Annotated in this window: 14 protein-coding genes; 6 read left to right on the plus strand and 8 right to left on the minus strand. The window is 71.2% G+C overall.

Going from position 1 to position 17,870, the window contains the following annotated elements; translation table 11 throughout:
- Positions 1 to 15 precede the first annotated feature (15 nt).
- A complete protein-coding gene (locus AB0H88_RS17190; RefSeq protein WP_357645362.1) occupies positions 16 to 966 on the minus strand; it encodes a Ppx/GppA phosphatase family protein in 951 nt (316 codons plus the stop codon).
- A gap of 98 nt (positions 967 to 1,064) precedes the next feature.
- On the opposite strand from AB0H88_RS17190, the gene AB0H88_RS17195 reads away from it, so the two are divergent.
- Positions 1,065 to 2,195 (plus strand): UDP-N-acetylglucosamine--N-acetylmuramyl-(pentapeptide) pyrophosphoryl-undecaprenol N-acetylglucosamine transferase, encoded by a 1,131-nt coding sequence (locus tag AB0H88_RS17195; protein ID WP_357645365.1) that lies wholly within the window; start codon positions 1,065 to 1,067, stop codon positions 2,193 to 2,195.
- Between the two features lie 88 nt (positions 2,196 to 2,283).
- Here the strand turns inward: AB0H88_RS17195 and AB0H88_RS17200 are convergent, their stop codons facing one another.
- The 4 genes from AB0H88_RS17200 to AB0H88_RS17215 form a co-directional block, all read right to left on the minus strand.
- Positions 2,284 to 3,171, minus strand: coding sequence for a hypothetical protein (locus AB0H88_RS17200; RefSeq protein ID WP_357645367.1), 888 nt, complete (start codon positions 3,169 to 3,171; stop codon positions 2,284 to 2,286).
- Between the two features lie 113 nt (positions 3,172 to 3,284).
- A complete protein-coding gene (locus AB0H88_RS17205) occupies positions 3,285 to 4,169 on the minus strand; it encodes a hypothetical protein (RefSeq protein WP_357645369.1) in 885 nt (294 codons plus the stop codon).
- Positions 4,170 to 4,375: 206 nt separating this feature from the next.
- Positions 4,376 to 5,209 carry an NAD(P)H-binding protein gene (locus tag AB0H88_RS17210; RefSeq protein ID WP_357645371.1) on the minus strand — a complete coding sequence of 278 codons (834 nt, stop codon included), beginning with the start codon at positions 5,207 to 5,209 and terminating at the stop codon, positions 4,376 to 4,378.
- Positions 5,210 to 5,238: 29 nt separating this feature from the next.
- The gene (locus AB0H88_RS17215; protein WP_357645373.1) at positions 5,239 to 6,654 is read right to left on the minus strand and encodes a hypothetical protein; all 1,416 of its coding nucleotides are present in this window, start codon (positions 6,652 to 6,654) and stop codon (positions 5,239 to 5,241) included.
- 155 nt (positions 6,655 to 6,809) lie between these two features.
- Between AB0H88_RS17215 and AB0H88_RS17220 the strand changes: the two genes are divergently transcribed.
- Both AB0H88_RS17220 and AB0H88_RS17225 read left to right on the plus strand, forming a co-directional pair.
- The gene (locus tag AB0H88_RS17220; RefSeq protein ID WP_357645375.1) at positions 6,810 to 7,466 is read left to right on the plus strand and encodes a response regulator transcription factor; all 657 of its coding nucleotides are present in this window, start codon (positions 6,810 to 6,812) and stop codon (positions 7,464 to 7,466) included.
- Positions 7,463 to 8,620 (plus strand): HAMP domain-containing sensor histidine kinase, encoded by a 1,158-nt coding sequence (locus AB0H88_RS17225; protein ID WP_357645377.1) that lies wholly within the window; start codon positions 7,463 to 7,465, stop codon positions 8,618 to 8,620. Before AB0H88_RS17220 ends, AB0H88_RS17225 begins: the two co-directional genes overlap by 4 nt.
- A 69-nt stretch (positions 8,621 to 8,689) precedes the next feature.
- On the opposite strand, the gene AB0H88_RS17230 is transcribed toward AB0H88_RS17225, so the two are convergent.
- The 3 genes from AB0H88_RS17230 to AB0H88_RS17240 all read right to left on the minus strand — a co-directional run bounded on the left by AB0H88_RS17230 (position 8,690) and on the right by AB0H88_RS17240 (position 15,796).
- Positions 8,690 to 11,755: an AAA family ATPase gene (locus AB0H88_RS17230; RefSeq protein WP_357645379.1), complete on the minus strand. Its 3,066-nt coding sequence runs from the start codon at positions 11,753 to 11,755 to the stop codon at positions 8,690 to 8,692.
- A gap of 123 nt (positions 11,756 to 11,878) precedes the next feature.
- Positions 11,879 to 13,735, minus strand: coding sequence for a propionyl-CoA synthetase (locus AB0H88_RS17235; protein WP_357645381.1), 1,857 nt, complete (start codon positions 13,733 to 13,735; stop codon positions 11,879 to 11,881).
- Between the two features lie 186 nt (positions 13,736 to 13,921).
- Entirely contained in the window at positions 13,922 to 15,796 is a 1,875-nt protein-coding gene (locus AB0H88_RS17240) for an amino acid transporter (protein WP_357646390.1), read from the minus strand.
- Positions 15,797 to 16,097: 301 nt separating this feature from the next.
- On the opposite strand from AB0H88_RS17240, the gene AB0H88_RS17245 reads away from it, so the two are divergent.
- The 3 genes from AB0H88_RS17245 to AB0H88_RS17255 are packed head-to-tail and all read left to right on the plus strand — an operon-like array spanning position 16,098 to position 17,847.
- Positions 16,098 to 16,457 (plus strand): hypothetical protein, encoded by a 360-nt coding sequence (locus AB0H88_RS17245; RefSeq protein ID WP_357645383.1) that lies wholly within the window; start codon positions 16,098 to 16,100, stop codon positions 16,455 to 16,457.
- A complete protein-coding gene (locus tag AB0H88_RS17250) occupies positions 16,454 to 17,107 on the plus strand; it encodes a nucleotidyltransferase domain-containing protein (protein WP_357645385.1) in 654 nt (217 codons plus the stop codon). The genes AB0H88_RS17245 and AB0H88_RS17250 overlap by 4 nt, the downstream gene beginning before the upstream one ends.
- A complete protein-coding gene (locus AB0H88_RS17255; RefSeq protein ID WP_357645388.1) occupies positions 17,104 to 17,847 on the plus strand; it encodes a nucleotidyltransferase domain-containing protein in 744 nt (247 codons plus the stop codon). The genes AB0H88_RS17250 and AB0H88_RS17255 overlap by 4 nt, the downstream gene beginning before the upstream one ends.
- Positions 17,848 to 17,870 lie beyond the last annotated feature (23 nt).

Raw genomic sequence — 17,870 nt, forward strand, 5'->3', positions numbered from 1 at the left:
TGGGGTAGATCGCGGTTACCTCGACGTCACATCCGGCCGACTGGGCAGCATGTCGAGGCGACGCAGGATGACCCCTTCGCGCAGCGCCCAGGGGCAGACATCCAGCCGGTCGACCTCGAAGAGGTCCATGGTCGCGTGGGCCACGATGGCCCCCGCGGCAAGCTGTGCGGCCCGTCCGTCGGACACGCCGGACAGCGCGGCCCGCTCGGCCGAGCTCATAGTGGTCAGCTTGACGGCCCACTCGGCCATGTCCTGCCGCGACAGCGAGCGGGAGACGTAGAGGCCGTCGTTGGTGGGCGCGGCCCCGGCGATCCTGGCCAGCTGCTTGAAGGTCTTGGAGGTGGCCACGGCCCGGGTGGGCTCGCCGTATCGGACGACGTCACCGACCGTGCGGGCGATCTGGGCGCGAACGTGCCGGCGCAGGTTGCGGACCTCCTCGGCCGACGGGGGGTCGGAGGCGAACCAGCCGCGGGTGAGCCGCCCCGCGCCGAGCGGCAGCGACACGGCGACGTCGGGCTCCTCGTCGACTCCGGCTGCGATCTCCAGCGAGCCGCCCCCGATGTCGAAGGCGAGCAGCCGCCCCGACGACCAGCCGAACCAGCGCCGCACGGCCAGGAACGTCAGCCTGGCCTCGTCGCTGCCGGACAGGACCTCGATGTGCACGCCGCAGCGGTCGTTGATCTGGGCGAGCACGTGCTCGCCGTTGGCGGCCTCGCGCACGGCCGAGGTGGCGAAGGCCAGGAAGTTTTCCACGCCTTTGTCCTCGGCGATGCTCAGCGCCTCCTCGACGAACTCGCCGAGCCGCTCGATGCCCTCGGCGGACAGCTCGTTGCGCTCGTCGAGGTGCTCGGTCAGCCGCAGCTCCTCCTTGTGCGAGTAGGCGGGCAGTGGCCGCGCGCCGCGGTGGGCATCCACGACGAGTAGGTGGACGGTGTTCGAGCCGATGTCCAGCACGCCGAGTCGCATGGGGAAACGCTACCGGTCAACAGCCTGTCCGGCGAAGCCGAGCCCCAAGTGACCGAGCGGCGCGACGACCTTTCCCGCCGGGGCCCTAGTCTGATCGCATGTCACGAACCCTGCGACTGTTGATCACCGGCGGCGGCACCGGCGGTCACACCTATCCGGCCCTGACGACCCTGTCGGCCGTCCAGCGACGTCAGGTGCCGCACGACGTGCTCTGGGTGGGCACCGCCAACGGCCTCGAGGCCAGGATCACCACCGAGCACGGCATCCCGTTCAAGGCCATCACCACCGGAAAGCTGCGGCGCCGGCCCAACCTCAAGGAGCTCGGCACCAACGTCGCCGACGTGTTCCGCATCCCGGTGGGCGTGGTCCAGGCGATCGGGCACGCCGCCCGCTACCTGCCCGACGTGGTGCTGTCGACCGGGGGTTACGTGGCGGTGCCGATCGGTGTGGCGGCCAAGCTGATCCGCCGCCCGCTGGTGATGCACGAGCAGACCACGGTGGTGGGGCTGGCCAACCGGATCCTGGCCAGGCTGGCCACGCGGATCGCCCTGTCCCACGAGTCGTCCCTCGAATACCTGCCGCCGTCGGCCCGCGCGAAGGCCGTGGTGACCGGCAATCCGATCAGGCCGGAGCTGCTGCAGGGCAACCGGGCCGCGGCCTACGACCTGTTCGGGCTGACGTTCGAGGTGCCGCTGATCTACGTGACGGGCGGCGCGCAGGGCAGCAAGCAGATCAACACGCTGATCGCGGAGATCCTGCCGCGGCTGCTGCCGCACGCCCAGATCGTGCACCAGTGCGGGCCCGCGTGGATCGACCAGATGCGCGCCATCGCGCTGCCGCCGGACCTGGCCGACCGCTACCACCCGGTGCCGTACGTGGGCTCGGAGTTGCCCGATCTGTTCGCCGCGGCCGACGTGGTGATCGCGCGCAGCGGCGCCGGCACGGTGTCGGAGCTGACCGCCATCGGCCGGCCGTCGGTGCTGATCCCGCTGATCCCGACCGGCGGCGACGAGCAGCGCAAGAACGCCGGCTACGTGGCCTCCGCGGGCGCGGGCCGCGCGCTGCTGGAGCCGCATCCGACGGGCGAGCAGCTGCTGGCCGAGCTGATGCCGCTGCTGGCCGATCCGGGCCTGCGCGCGACGATGGCCGAGGCGGCGCGCAAGCTGGGCCGCATCGACGCGGCCGAGGCTCTGTGCGACGTGCTGCTGGAGGCCGCGAACGTCCGGTAGTCCCGAACAGTTGCACGTCCGGTAGCCCCGGACAGCTGCACGTCCGGTAGCCCCGGACAGCTGCACGTCCGGTAGCCCCGGGCGGCTCTCAGGGATCCAGGTAGCGGAACGCCTCGTGGGCGGAGCGCACGCTCCGCCGCAGCGCCCGCTCCAGCTGGTCGGCGTCCTCCGCGAGCCGGGTGATCTCCGGTACGGCGAAGCCGTCCGCGCCCGACTCCGAGACCAGCTCCTCATACTGGTGGATCCTGCCCCGCAGCTCCTCGATCTGCTGGTGGGCCCGGTAGGCGCGCTCGGCGTCGGCCACGTTGGCGGCGTACCGTTCCAGCGCCTCCACCCGGGCCACGACGGCCTCCTCGCTGCTGTCGAGCGCCCGGGCGAGCGGCTCGGCCACGGCGGCGACCTCCGGCGAGTTCACCTCCGACATGGTCTCGCGGTGCTTGGTCCGCAGCGCCGACAACTTGGCCAGCAGCCGGGCGATCTCCCACTCCTGGGCGGGCAGCATCACGGCGTTGCGCACGTCGTCCAGCAGTCCTTCGACGTTGACCGCCGAGTGCGTCACCGTGGCGACGGCCCGCCTGGCACGGGCGAGCAGCCTGCGGGAGGACTCGTCGAGGTCGGTGGCGAGCACGTACCGGCCCTCGTACCAGCGCAGCTGCTCGTAGGTCTCCCGGTCGACAGCCATCTCCTCGTCCTCGTCGAGGTCCTTGCGGAGGAAGATCACCAGCAGGACCGGGATGGCGATGAGGGCGAGCAGCACCAGGCCGCCCGAGCGGTAGGTGTTCGTCCCGGACAGCAGCAGGGACATCACCATCAGCGTGATCGCCGCGAGGGCCACGCGCCCGGCCTTACCGGATGCCCTGGACGGCAGGGGGTCGGGCGCCCAGCCGCGCCGCATGCGGATCAGGAGATGCTCGCTCTCCGTGATCAGCTGGGCGTCATTCTCCGGGACATCTGGATCGACCACCACATCCGCCACAAAAACGGATTTTATGGGATTGTCACCCGGATAAGTGCTGGAACGTGTCATACGGCAAGGTGGGACTGCCGCGACGCGGGCCCGCGCACCTGCTCACGGGGGATGTCTCAGCGTCAGCCTTCCAGATGGCGGAACGCCTCGTGCGCCGAGCTCACGCTCCTGCGCAGCAGCCGCTCCAGGTCGTCGGCGTCCTCGGCGAGCTTCTCGATCTCGGGTACGGCCAGCGCGTCGGCGCCCGACTCGGCCAGGAGCTCCTCGTAGCGCGGCAGCCGGGCCCGCAGCTCCTCGATCTGGCCGCGGGCGTGGTAGGCGCGCTCGGCCTCGGCGACGTGCCCGGCGTAACGTTCCAGTGCCTCCACGCGCGCCACGACCGCGGCCTCGCTGGTGACCAGGGCGCGGTCCAGCGGCTCGATCACCGCCGCGACCTCCGGCGCGATGCCGCGGGCCAGCAGCTCCTTGTGCTCGCCGCGCAGGGCCGAGAGCTTGGCCAGCAGCCGGGCGATCTCCCACTCCTGCTCCGGCAGCATCACGGCGTTGCGCGCGTCGTCCAGCAGCCCTTCGGCGTTGACGTGGGAACGCAGCACGGCGCCGATCGCCCGTTGCGCCCTGGTCAGCACCACCTTGGCCTCCGCGTCGAAGTCGTCGGCCAGCAGGTAGCGACCGTCGTACCAGCGGGCCCTCTCGTAGACGCCGCGCTCGTAGGGGCGGTCGTGTAACGGCACCTCGTTGATGGAGGCGATCTTGACGAGCACGACGAAGACGAAACCGCCCAGCAGCACGAAGCCGATCGGCGCCACCGGGGAGGCCAGCAGCGCGGACATCAGCGCGACGACCAGGGGCGTGGCGGCCAGCAGCGCCAGGCTCGACGGCCAGCGCCGCTCGACCGGCTGCCCGGCAGGGGGCACCCAGCCTGCTCTGATCCTGGACAGGAGCGGGGCGTTCGCACGCAGCATTCCGGCGACCTCCGGGGGTACTCCCGGATCGACTACCACACCCACGCTCTGTCCTGGCACCCTGGCGCCCCCAACGCTCGTGATGCCCGGATACTACGTAACATTTCGCCAGAGCGGCAGCCTCGCCGAGGACAGTCGAGGAAACCGCCGGCCGCGCTCACCGATCGCTTCCATGATCGACGGCACCGGACGAGGCGGACCACTGTGGCGTCGACCAGCACCGCGACGACCGGCCCCCGGGGTGGGCGAGGTCAGTGGAAGGCGTCGGTGTGTGCCCGCGCCCACTGCTCGAAGGTGCGGGGCGGGTGTCCCGTCACCTCCTGAACGGTCGGCAGGACCTGGGACTCGTCGAGCGTGCCGTCGGCGTAGAAGCTGAAGAAGGCGTCGACGTACTCGACCGGCATGGTCGCCTCCATCTGCGCCCGCGCCTCCTCATCCGGCAGTCCCTCGCAGCGCAGGTCCCTGTCCAGCACCTTGGCCAGCACGGCGACCTGGTCGGCGGGCAGCAGCGAGTCCGGGCCGGTCAGCTCGTAGATGCGGCCCTCGTGCCCGTCGCTCGTCAGCGCCAGGGCCGCGACCGCCGCGATGTCGGCGGGGTCGATGGCGGCGGCCGCCACCCCGGCGAACGGTACGCGCACCAGGTCGCCGGCCTGAAGCTGCGGCAGCCAGCGCAGCGCGTTGGACATGAACGCCGTGGGCCGCAGGAAGGTCCAGGGCACATCCGCCTCCCGCGCGGCCTGCTCGGAAAGCGCCATGTAGCGGGAGACCGCGTTGCTCATGTCCGCCTGCGCGGCCGAACCGCCCGACAGCAGCACGACCCGTTCTACTTCCGACCGGCGTATTTGGGCCAGCAGTCCGGTCATGTCCGCATATCCCGGCAGCAGGAACACCCCGCGCACGCCGTTCAGGGCATCGGCCAGGCTGCCGGGCTCGTTCAGGTCGCCGGTGACCGGCTGGACACCGGGCGGCAGCGTGACGGCCCGCGGATCGCGTACGAGCGCACGCACCCCCTGCCCGGCCTGGGCCAGAGCGGCCACCAGTGCCGACCCGACATTGCCGGTGGCGCCGGTCACTAAGATCATCATGTCTCCCATCAGGTTGTGCGGCGGGCGGTTCACACCGGTACGGTAATCCGCTCGCTCCCCGCCGCGCGACGCCGCCGCGGTAGCCCGCGTGCGGCCAGCCCGGCGGCCACGCAGGCGACCGGAATGGCGGGCAGCACGTAGCGGTGGTCGAAGTCCAGCACCGCCACCGGCGCGACGAGCAGGAACATCGCGAACGCCCACGGCAGCAGGGCCGGACGGCGCCGGCCTATCGCCCCGGCCGTCCCCGCCAGGAGGATCACGCCGAACAACGTACCGTGCAGGAACCACGGGTAGGGGTAGGCGGCGAGGATCGACCCGAACGGCTCGACCGAGCTCATGCCGCGGATGGCCGGGTCATACTCCTTGCGTACCTGGCCGATGAGGGCCTGCTCCTCCGGCAGCCCCCACGAGCCGTGCGGGAAGGTCGACAGGGCGGTCACCCGCCGGGGGTGCCGCACCGGCTCCCAGGTGAAGGCCAGCGAGGTGTCCTTGACGATCTCGCGCAGATAGTCGAGCGGCTGCGCGGCGATGGCCTTCAGGGCGAACGACCTGGCCAGGTCGTTGTAGGCGAACCGGTCGCCGGGCAGCCGGTTGAGCGCGGCGCCGGGCGCCCAGACGTACTCGGAGGCGGCGTCGACGACGGTGCCGTTCGGGCAGAGCCTGGCCTCCGCCGCGGGCGGCTTGATGATCGAGCAGTCGGCGAACGTCATCGTGCGGGCCCAGAGGGCGACGCCGTCGGAGCCGCTCAGCGCGAACCTGCCGTGATACTGGGCGTACCAGCCCGCGTAGGCGAGCAGCGGCAGCGCCCCGGCGACCACCAGGACGACGACCTTCCGCCACGGCGTGCGGCGCAGCAGCAGGTAGAGCGCGGCCAGGGCGATCAGCGGCACCGCGGCGGTACGGGTCAGTCCGGCCAGCGCGAGCAGCGCCCCCGCCAGCGCGGCGGCCCGCCACGACACCTCCTGGCGCCACATCAGCACCGTGAGCGCGGACATCACGAGGAAGATCACCTGTAGGTCCGAGAGCACGGCGTGCTCCAGCCGCAGGAAGGCCGGATCGAACAGCACCGGCGCCGCGGCCAGCGCCGCCCCCCAGCCGGGCAGCGACCAGCGGCGCAGCAGCACGTAGATCAGCACGCCGACGCCCAGGCCCATCGCGTGCTGCACGCCGACGACCAGCTCGACACTGTGGAAGGGGCGCAGCAGCCACAGGAACCACGAGTAGCCCGCCGGATGGAAGGCGCCCTGCGGCTTCATGTGCACGGCCGTGTTCAGGTAGGTGAACGAGTCGTACCAGTAGACCTGCGCGGTGTCGTACCCGAGCATGACCAGCACGCGCAGCGCCGCGGCCAGCGCCAGGACGACCCCGAACAGGCGGTGGCCCGTCCTCCCCGAGGCGGGATCGGCCGGGCGGGGCCGCGCGGGCGCCACAAGAGCGGCAACCATGACATCTCTCCCCCGTAAGAGGCCGGGCGAGTCCCGGCCATAGGGAGGGCAGTCCACCGAGTCGGCGCTAACCTGAGCGTCACCAAAAGTGGTTATGTCCGCGTTATGCAGGCTGGAGCAGACTGTCGGGACTTTCGATCTTCATGGGGGCGACATTGCGTGTTCTGGTCGCGGAGGACGAGCGGATGCTCGCCGATTCGATCGCCGAGGGGCTGCGGGGGGAGGCGCTGGCCGTCGATGTGGCCTACGACGGTGACGGGGCGCTGGAGCGGCTCGGCGTGCACGACTACGACGTGCTGATCCTGGACCGCGACCTGCCGCTGGTGCACGGCGACGAGGTGTGCCGGGCGGTGGTCGAGCGGGGATGGCCGGTCAGGGTGCTGATGCTGACCGCCGCCGGGGACGTACGGGCGAGGGTGGCGGGGCTGTCGCTGGGGGCCGACGACTACCTGCCCAAGCCGTTCGCGTTCGAGGAGCTGGTGGCGCGGGTGCACGCGCTCGGCCGCCGGGCCAGGCGGGCCGACCCGCCGATGCTGGCCCGCGCCGGGGTGCGGCTGGACTGGGCGCACCGGCAGGTGTTCCGCGAGGGGCGCTATGTGCCGCTGGCGCGCAAGGAGTTCGGGGTGCTGGCCGAGTTGCTGCGGGCGCAGGGCGCGGTGGTCTCGGCCGAGGAACTGCTGGAGAAGGTGTGGGATGAGCACATCGACCCGTTCACGAACACGGTGCGGACCACGATGATGAAGTTACGCAAGAAGCTGGGCGAGCCGCAGGTCATCGAGACCGTGCCGGGATCGGGGTATCGCATTCCATGAGCGTCCGTCTGCGTTTCGCCCTGGCCTGCGCGGTGGTGTTCCTCGTCGGCGGCGGCCTGCTGCTGACGGCCGTCTACTTCCTAGTACGGTCGAACCTCACATACCGCGCCGATCTCATCACCCCCAAATCCATCACCCTGCCCAATGGCAGGGGCTTCTACAGATACGACGACTACTACGAGGTGGCACGAGCCCGGGTCCTCCAGGTCCAGGCGGCCTACCAGCTCGACACATTGACCAGCGTGCGCAACATCGGCGCGCTGGCGGTGCTGGCCGTCACGGGCGGCGCGTTCGGTCTGGGCTGGCGGGCGGCCGGGTGGGTGCTGCGGCCGGTCACGTCGGTCACCGAGACCGCGCGCCGGGTCGCCCAGAGCCACGACTTTGCCGAGCGGATCGGGTACGAGGGGCCGAACGACGAGCTGAAGGAGCTGACCGGCATCTTCGACACCATGCTCAGCCGCCTCGCCCGCTCCTTCGATGGTCAGCGGCGCTTCGTCGCCAACGCCTCCCACGAGCTGCGCACCCCGTTGACGATCAACAGGACGCTGGTCGACGTGGCGGTGCGGCGGCCCGACGCCACCGATGATGTCAAGCGGCTCGGCGAGTCGCTGCTGCTGGTCAACGCCCGGCACGAGCGGCTCATCGACGGGCTGCTGGCGCTGACCGAGGGCGAGCAGGCGGTGCTGGACCGGCGCCCGTTCGACCTGACGGACGTGGCCGAGCACGTGCTGGACCAGGCGGCGGAGGAGGCGGCCGAACGCGAGGTGACGATCCACCGGCTGCTGGACGTCGCGCCGACGACCGGCGAGGCGGTGCTGGTGGAGCGGCTGGTCCAGAACCTGGTGGAGAACGCGATCCGGCACAACCAGCCCAAGGGCGAGGTGTGGGTGACGACCCGGCGGCGCACCGAGCAGGTGGAGCTGGTCGTGGCCAACACCGGCCTGCACGTGCCGGCGTACGAGATCGAGACGATCTTCGAGCCGTTCCGGCGGCTGCACGGCGACCGGCTGCGCTCCGACCGGGGCAGCGGCCTCGGCCTGTCGATCGTGCGCGTCATCACCGAGGCCCACGGCGGCACGGTCGTCGCCCGGCCGCGCGAGGAGGGCGGCCTGACGATCACGGTCGAGCTGCCCCTGGACCGGTCGGCCGCCTAGGCCACCTGCCCGCTTGGACCGATTGGACCGGCTCGGACCGGCTTGGACCGCTTTGGGCGCTTAGGGCGCTTAGGGCGAGCGCACCTCGCGCATGGCCGCTTCCGGGACGCCCGCCCGCAGGAGGAGCTCCCAGCTGTCGGACCGCTCGAAGAACATCGACTCCAGCAGCGGCCGCCACAGTGCCGGGTCGACGCCGTCGCCGGCCAGCCCGCTGAGCAGGTCGGCCCGGTCCTGGAAGGGCATGGCCGATCCCTCCAGCGCGAGCGCCCGCAGCACCAGGTCGAGCAGCCGCCGGTGCTCGACCGTCTGGAACGCGGTGACCGCCGCGATCGCGTCGGCGTAGAGCGCGACGCGGGCCTCGACGCTCGACGGCGGGTTCATCAGCACCTCCTCGACCAGGCGGGTGCAGGTCACCACCTGACCGGACCTCCGCTGCACGACGATCAGGCTCGGGTGCCTCTCGTCGTCGGCGCCCAGCGAGCCGGTCAGCAGGTCGGCGTCGACGTTGAGCAGGTAGGGCCGCTCCAGCAGGGCATAGGACTTGTAGCGGCCCAGCGCCCTGGTGCGCGCCGCGGGCTCCGGACGGCCGAACCACCAGCCCGCGCCTTCGAACTCCCAAGACTCGCCGCTCCCGCCGAGCCGGATGTCGCGCTTGCCGCCGTCCACGACCCGGCGCGCCGGCATGGCGCCGATGAGGCCGGTCCAGCCCTCTCCGCCGAGCTGGCTCTTCCAAAGATGCGCGTACGAACTCCACCGGGCGAAGTCCCCCGAGTCGCCGAGCAGCTCCGCGACGCTGACCGGTTTGTCCGACGCGGCCACCACCAGGAGGGTGAGGTTGGCCGAATAGGCGGCCAGGCGGCGCGGCACGGGATGGCGTACCGGGCGGAAGGCGAGAAAGGAGCGGCGCGGGCGCTCGTGGAGCGACTCGCGCAGCAGCGCGCTGAGCAGCGTCACGCTCCTGGCCCGGACCTCGGCCGGCAGCGCCCCCATGAGCTCCATGGCGAAGCCGACCGTCGGCCCCCGTTCGGCCAGGCAGGAGAACGACGTGATCGCGTAGAGCAGGTCGTCGTCGACCAGCTGGCCCGCCAGCTCCTCGTCGTGGCCGTGCCGCCTGATCAGGTCACGCAGCGCGTACACGGCCAGCCAGGCCACCAGGAACTCACCGAACGTGGCGTGCAGGAACTCATAACCCTGAGTGCCGCCTGGGCTGTGCGCCGGGCCCAGGTCGTTCGCGTGCACGAAGAAGAACCGCTCGGTCGCCCGCCGCGCCCAGCCGCCCTCGTCGTCCCGCTCCTCCCCCGGCGCCGCGCACAGGGCGGGCAGGTCCCGGTCGAGGGCGGTCTCCGAGACGACCGCCCGGCCACGGACGAACATCGACAGCGCCACGGTCCCGAGCCGCACCAGCTCCCGGTCCACCAGCCCGCCGCGCCGGGCGGCCGGCAGCGCCCGCACCTCGGGGTCCTTGAGGAGCTCGCGGTAGGCGAAGTCCCTGATCAGCGACTCGTAGAGGCGGCCGCGGCCAAGGACCGCCTCGTCACGCTGCAACGCGTTCTCGGCGGCGTCGTGGATGGCCAGCAGCAGCAGGAGCAGCGGCTGCCTGGCCAGCTCGCCCTGGGCCAGCGCGACGTCGGCCGGCAGTGGCGTTCGGCCGCGCCTGGACAGGACCGCGCGGTTGGTCTCCGCCCAGATCTCCAGCCACTGGCGGACCTGGTCCTTCTCGAACGGCTGGAGCTCGATGGTGAGCACGCCCTCGGGGAAACGGACCCGGTCGGCCACGACGGTCCGGCTGGTCACGATCACCGCGACGGGCCGGCCGTGCCTGGACTGCTCGTCCTGGAACTGCTGGACCTGCTCCAGGTAGTCGTAGCGGTTGGTACCGGCGGCCTGGAGCAACTCGTCGAACCCGTCGAGCATGACGACGGGCAGCATCCCCTCCGCCGCCTCCACCAAGTCCCGATATTTCACCTTCTCGCGGAGTAAGGGGGAGACGCTCTGCTCGATCTGCGAGATCACGGACGACTCGGCGGCGACGTCGCGCAGCTCCACCTTGATCGGCAGGAACTCCGAGGCGGCCAGCCGGGCCGCGAGCACCTCGGTCAGCTTGGTCTTGCCCGACCCCGGCTCGCCCAGCACCACCAGGGGCGCCTGGGTGGCGTGCGGTGAGGTGAGATGGCCCACCAGGAACGCCTCCGCGTCGGGCAGCTCCAACCGGTCCTTCCACCAGCTCTTCGCCGCCGGCGCGGACTCGCGCGTCATCTCCGCGACCTTGCACCGGGGGCTGATGTACCCCTCTCCGAGCAGCGGCAGCGTAACGTCGTCCGGCGCCCTGCCGACGGCCATGAGCGACTGGTCGAGCGCGGCGGCGGCCATCCTGACCAGGTGGATCATTGGCCGGTCGCCCACGCGCGGCGGCGCCAGCTCGGCCAGCAGCCGCGCCACGCGCGACAGTCCGGGGGCGAACGCCTGCGTCTCGGTGACCAGGCTCCACATCCGGAACTCAGGGCTGTCGAGCGTGAGCGAGTGATAGTCCTCGTCGTAGATCCGCAGGGCGTGCGCCGAGGGTCCCTCCACGAGCATGAGGGGGACGCGGGCGCGCTCGTCGGCCGAGAGCTCGTCCCAGGCCGCGACCTCGCGCACGTACCCGGCCACGGCCTCCGACATGCGCCGGTAGTGGCGTTCGACGGCCTCACGGGTCTCCGCGTAGGGGCGGTACGGCTCCGGCATGGGCAGCGGCCGCGTGAGCAGCCGCTCCACCAGCTCGGCGAACGCCGCCGCGCGGGTGCCGCCGGCCGCCCGGTCCCGGTCGAGCCGGTCCAGCCCGAACGGCGGGCCGGCCCGGCCGAGCGCCTCGAAGTACGCCGAGACGATCACCACGGCGTGGACGGCGGCCAGCCGCTGGGTACGGGCGAACCGACCGGCGCCACCGCGCCACTCGGGCACCCGCCGCACCACGTCGTTGCCGTAACGGACGGCGTCCTCCTGCAGATCGCGCAGGCCCAACGCCAGGTCGGCGCCACCGGCGAGCGCCCATCCGGTCAGCGCGGCCGTCGCGGCGAAGTCGATCACCTTGACGAGCCTGCTGTCCTTGCAGCCAAGGATCTTCAGAGCGTCGGCGTAGCTCAAGGTCTCCGTCATCACGGTCTCCGTCATCAGGTCTCTGAAGAGCAGAGGAATTCCCATGATGGCGCGTTCCATCGCCTTGAGGGAGGGTTTAGGCGGATAAGGGTTAGGGCGGATGTGGGAGTTAGGCGGAATGGGTCAGAGGGCGTCGGCGATCTCCGACAGGGCCGCCGGGTCCTCGATCGTCGAGGGGGCGCGGTAGTCGCGGCCGGCCGCGATGTCGCGCATGGTGGCGCGCAGGATCTTCCCGGACCGGGTCTTGGGCAGGCGGGCCACGACGACGGCGCGGCGGAAGGCGGCGACCGGGCCGATGCGCTCGCGGACCAGGGCCACCAGCTCGCGCTCGACCTCGGCCGGGTCACGGTCGGCGCCCGCCTTGAGCACCACGAAGCCGAGCGGGAGCTGACCCTTCAGCGCGTCGTCCACGCCGATCACCGCGCACTCGGCCACGTCGGGGTGGGCCGCGATGACCTCCTCCATCGCGCCCGTGGACAGCCGGTGGCCGGCGATGTTGATGACGTCGTCGATGCGTCCCATGACGTACAGGTAGCCGTCGTCGTCGAGGAAGCCACCGTCGCCGGTCAGGTAGTGGCCGGGGTAGCGGGACAGGTAGGACTCGGTGAAGCGGGCGTCGTCGCGGTAGAGCGTCGGCAGTGCGCCCGGCGGCAGGGGCAGCTTGATCGCGACCGCGCCCTCCACTCCGGGCGGGCACTCCTTCCCCTCCGGGTCCAGGACGCGCACGTCCCAGCCGGGGACGGCCTTGGTCGGCGAGCCCGGCTTGATCGGCAGCGGCTCGACGCCGACGCAGTTGGCCGCGATCGGCCAGCCGGTCTCGGTCTGCCACCAGTGGTCGATGACCGGGATTGCGAGGAGGTCGGACGCCCAGTGGTAGGTGTCGGGGTCGAGCCGTTCACCGGCCATGAACAGATACCGCAGGCCCGACAAATCCCACTTTTGCGCGAAATTTCCGGAGGGGTCGTCTTTTTTGATGGCTCGGAGCGCGGTCGGCGCGGTGAACAGCGTCCGTACCCGGTGCGTGGCCACGACCCGCCAGAACGCGCCCGGATCAGGCGTCCCGACCGGCTTGCCCTCGTACAGCACGGTCGTGCACCCGGCCAGCAGCGGCGCGTAGACGATGTAGGAATGGCCGACGACCCAGCCCACGTCGGAGGCCGCCCAGTAGACCTCGCCCGGCGTGGCGCCATAGACGTTGGACATGCTCCAGTGCAGCGCGACGGCGTGCCCGCCGTTGTCGCGAACGACGCCCTTGGGCACGCCGGTGGTGCCGGAGGTGTAGAGGATGTAGAGCGGATCGGTGGCCGCCACGCTCACGCAGCCGGCGGGCGCCGCGTCCCGTACGGCCTCGGCCCAGTCCAGGTCCCGCCCTTCGGCGAGGCCGGCGGGCGACTCGGGCCGCTGGAGGATCACGCAGCGCGCCGGCCGATGCTCGGCCTGCTCAAGGGCGGCGTCGAGCAGCGGCTTGTACGGCACGATCCGGGTCGGCTCGATCCCGCACGAGGCCGAGAGCACGACCTTGGGCTTGGCGTGGTCGATGCGCACGGCCAGTTCATTGGCGGCGAAGCCGCCGAACACCACGGAGTGCACGGCGCCGATCCGGGCGCAGGCCAGCATCCCGATCACCGCCTCGGGCACCATCGGCATGTAGATCACCACGGTGTCCCCGGCGACGACGCCCAGGTCACGCAGCATCCCGGCGGTCCGGGACACCGCGTCGAGCAGCTCGGCGTAGCTGAAGTTCCGCACGACCCCGGTCACGGGACTGTCGTAGATCAACGCGGCCTGCTCACCCCGCCCACCGGCCACGTGCCGGTCGACGGCGTTGTGGCAGGTGTTCAGGCGCCCGTCGACGAACCAGCGGCCGTCGGCGAACACGGTCGCGGGCGGCACATCCCACTCGATGCCACGGGCGGCTTCTCCCCAGAACGCCTCAGGCTCCTCGATGCTCCGCTGGTAGACCGCATCATAAGCACTCATAATCCGATCAGATCAGCGTCTCGCCCCCCATGGCAAGCACCAGCGGAAGCCATGGCCAACAAGACGCGCGTAACGGCGCCCGGCCCCGTGCGGGTTCAGCGGCCGTATTCCTGGAGGCCGCCCGCCCCGTACGGCGGGTGGCGGTGGGTGCGGCCGTGCCGTAACAAGTGATCTGGTGGTAAAAGATCAGCCGACATGCACCTGAGGGCGGCGGCCGGGCTCCTCCACGGCCTGGCGCAGGACCTCACGCGTGAGCGGCGGCACGTCACCCCCGCCGAACAGCAGATATCTCAGCAGCGCCAGCACCGGATTGCCCTCCGCCCAGTGGAAGTACACGTGGGGACGGCGGCTGGAGGTGTCGCGCAGGTGCAGCAGGATCGCGGCGATCGTGTTGGGCACCGCCGCGCTCGTCGCGGTCAGCACCCCGTAGCCGTGCCGCTCCTCGCCGCGCACGAGCACCTCGGACTCGAACTCCGACGTGTCGCCGAGGGTGACCTCCAGGAACAGCATCGGCTCGTCGTCGGGCAGGTGATGGTACTCGCGCGTCTCGCGGTCCTTCTCGGCGTACTCGGCCTCGTCGCGGGCGTCGGGCTCGTTGGCGATGATGCGCAACTCCCCCGGCGGCAGCTCGTCGATGAGCCGCTTGGCCTCCTTGTCCAGCGTCACCCCCGTCACCCGCAGCTCGGTGGAGCGCGTGGCGCGGGAGATGATCGAGGTGACGATGATCGCCACGACGAAGAACACCGCGATCGACAGGCCGTCGGGGCGTTCGATCACGTTGGCGGCGAAGGTGTAGGTGAGGATCAGCGAGATGAGGCCGAACGCCGCCGCCGCGCCCCGCCGCCCGGCGCGCGCGACCGAGATGGTGACGGCGACCGCGGCCGACAGGATCAGCGCGAGCACCCCGGTGGCGTAGGCGCCGCCCTGCGACTCGACGTTCGCGCCGAACAGGATCGTGATGACGAACGAGATCGCGGTGAACACCAGCACCAGCGGTCGTACGGCCCGCGCCCAGTCGGGCGCCATGCCGTAGCGGGGTAGGTAGCGCGGCACGATGTTGAGCAGTCCCGTCAGCGCCGAGGCGCCCGCGAACCAGAGGATGGCGATGGTGCTGATGTCGTAGAGGGTGCCGAACCAGTCGCCCAGGTATTCGTGCGCCAGGTACGCCAGGGCGCGCCCGGCCGCGTGGCCGCCCTCCTCGAACTCCTTGTGCGGGATGAGCACGGCCGTCGCGAACCCGCTGAACACCAGGAACACACTCATGATCAACGCGGCCGTGGTGAGCAGCCGCTTGGCGCCCTTGACGCGCTGTTCGAGATCACCCTTGATCTGCGGCATCACGGCGACGCCCGTCTCGAACCCGGACAGGCCGAGCGCCAGCTTGGGCAGCGCGAAGGCGGACAGCGCGATCATCGCGAGCGGGCTGGAGTGCCCCGCGGTGAGCGCGTCCTGCCAGTCGCCCACCAGCTCGGGGCGGGACAGCACCTGGGCGATGGCGGTGCCGACGACGACCAGGTTGAGGATCAGATAGACGGCCACGAGCGCGATGGCCAGGCCGATGGCCTCGCTGAACCCGCGCAGGAAGATCGCGCCCAGCGCGGCGATGAGCAGCAGCGTGATGGGCACCTGCTGACCGGCGAGCGCGTCCGGGAAGAACGGGTTCTGCAGGATGTGGGCGGTCGCGTCGGAGGCCGACAGCGTGATCGTGAAGATGAACGCCGTCGCCACGAACCCGAGCAGCACCAGCACCAGCAGCTTGCCCCACCAGCTCGGCAGCAGCCGTTCGAGCATGGCGATGGAGCCCATGCCGTTGGGGCTCTCGGCCGCCACCACGCGGTAGGTGGGCAGCGCGCCGAACAGCGTCAGCGCCACCAGCATGAGCGTGGCGATCGGTGACAGGGCGCCCGCGGCCAGCGCGGCGATGCCCGGCTGGTAGCCGAGGGTGGAGAAGTAGTCGACGCCGGTGAGGCACATGACCTGCCACCAGGAGTGACGCTTGCCGGGATGTTCGTCGTGCATCCCGGACGTCGGCTGCAGCCCGTGTAGCAGCCAGCTCCGCATGGTCACCGGTCGGCCCTTCTCTCCTGGTCCCTGCTCCTGGTCGAATTCGGAGACCCTATCCACCGGAGCGGCCCTGGCGCATGCCGGGCCGCGCCGGACTGGAAATTCGGGGGACATTTGGTGATTTGTGCCGCTACGGTGGATCACCGGGGTGGCTCTTTGGGTGTGCTTCCTTCTTCATTTTTCACATGACTTCAGCGCACCCGCTCTCCACCTCTTCAGAGGTCGCGCGGTGCTCCCACGCGGCCTCTCTCAATGCGAAGGGTCGCTCCACGGTCTCTAGGGCATCGGAGGTGCCTTGATGAACGGTCCGGCCGAGATCCTGCTGCGCCGTACGCGGGTGGTCGCGCCCGCGCTGCTGGCCGCCGATCCGCGCATGCCCGAAGCCGTCGGCACGCCCGAAGCCGTCGGCACGCCGCCCGGTCGCCTGAAGATGACAGGGGCCGATGTGCGGTCCGGGGTGGCGGCGCTGGAGTTCGAGCTGCTGCAGCTGGGCTTCCTGGGGTCGGCGGAGCTGTATCGGGCGCCGGCGGCGCTGTCGTCGAAGGACCTGACGCGCGGCGAGCGGCGGCTGCCGCACGGCCTGCGGGGCGAGCTGGGCGCGGCGGACTCGCACGTACTGAGCGGCCTGTCCCCCGACCCCGTGAAAGTGTCCACGTGAGCGAAGACCTGATCCTCTCGGTCGTGGTGGGGTCGCGGGCCTATGGTCTGGACACCGCCGAGTCCGACACCGACCGGCGTGGCGTGTTCGTGGCGCCGACGGAGGCGTTCTGGCGGCTGGACAAGCCGGTGACGCACCGCGACGGGCCACTGCCTGAGCAGTTCTCGTGGGAGGTCGAGCGCTTCTGCGGGCTCGCCCTCGACGCGAATCCCACGGTCCTGGAGTGTCTGTGGTCTCCCCTCACGGAGGTGCTCACGCCGGAGGGCGAGCGGCTGCGCGATCTGCGCGGGGCGTTCCTGTCGCGGCGGGCGCACGAGACGTTCACCCGGTACGCCGACGCCCAGTTCCGCCGCCTCGACCCGGCCGCGCCGAAGTGGAAGCAGGCGATGCACCTGATCAGGCTGCTGCTGAGCGGCCGCCACCTGGTACGCCACGGCGAGCCCCTGATCCAGGTCGGCGGCTACCGTGACCGGCTGCTGGCGATCAGGCGGGGCGAGGTGGCGTGGGCGGAGATCGCCGCCTGGCGGGCCGAGCTGACCGGCGACCTGGCCGACGCGACCGGCGTCCTGCCGGCGGCGCCGGACCGGGAATCCGTCGAGACCTACCTCGTGGCCGTACGCAGGGCACACCTGTCCCAGGAGCGCGGGTGAACCTGCCTGCCTGGCTGCCGGAGATCCCCGAAGAGCAGCCGTACCCGCTGGTGTTCGCCACGATAAGCGGCGCGCATCTGTACGGTTTCCCCTCCGCCGACTCGGACGTGGACCTGCGGGGCGTGCACCTGCTGCCGCTGCCGGAGGTCGTCGGCCTGCGTACCGGACCGGCGACCCTCGACCGGACCTGGACGCGCGACGGCGTCGAGGTGGACCTGGTCACGCACGACCTGGCCAAGTTCTGCGGGCTGCTGCTGAACCGCAACGGCTACGTCCTGGAACAGCTCCTCTCCCCCTTGGTCGTGTCCTCCTCTCCGCTGCACGAGGAGCTGACGGCCCTGGCGCCCGGCTGCCTGACGCGGCATCACGCCCACCACTATCTGGGGTTCGCGCGTACGCAGTGGCGGCTGTTCGAGAAGAACGGGGAGCTCAAGCCGCTGCTCTACACCTTCCGCGTGCTGGCCACCGGCATCCACCTGATGCGCACCGGCGAGCTGGACGCCGACCTGACCCACCTGTTCGCGTACGTCCCGGCGTACCTGCCCGACCTGGTGGCCGCCAAGCGGGACGCCGAGCACGGCCGCGCGCCGGAGGTGAGCACGGCGGGCGACGACATGGCGCGCCTGACCGCCGAACTGGAGGCGGCCAGGGACTCTTCACCGCTGCCGGAGGCCGCCACCGTCCGGGACGCCATGCACGACCTCGTGGTCCGGGCGCGCCTCGCCACTGTGTTCACGTGATCAGGCGGCGGCGCCTGATCACG

This window comes from Nonomuraea sp. NPDC050680, assembly GCF_040654555.1.
In the GTDB taxonomy this organism is placed as follows: Bacteria; Actinomycetota; Actinomycetes; order Streptosporangiales; family Streptosporangiaceae; genus Nonomuraea.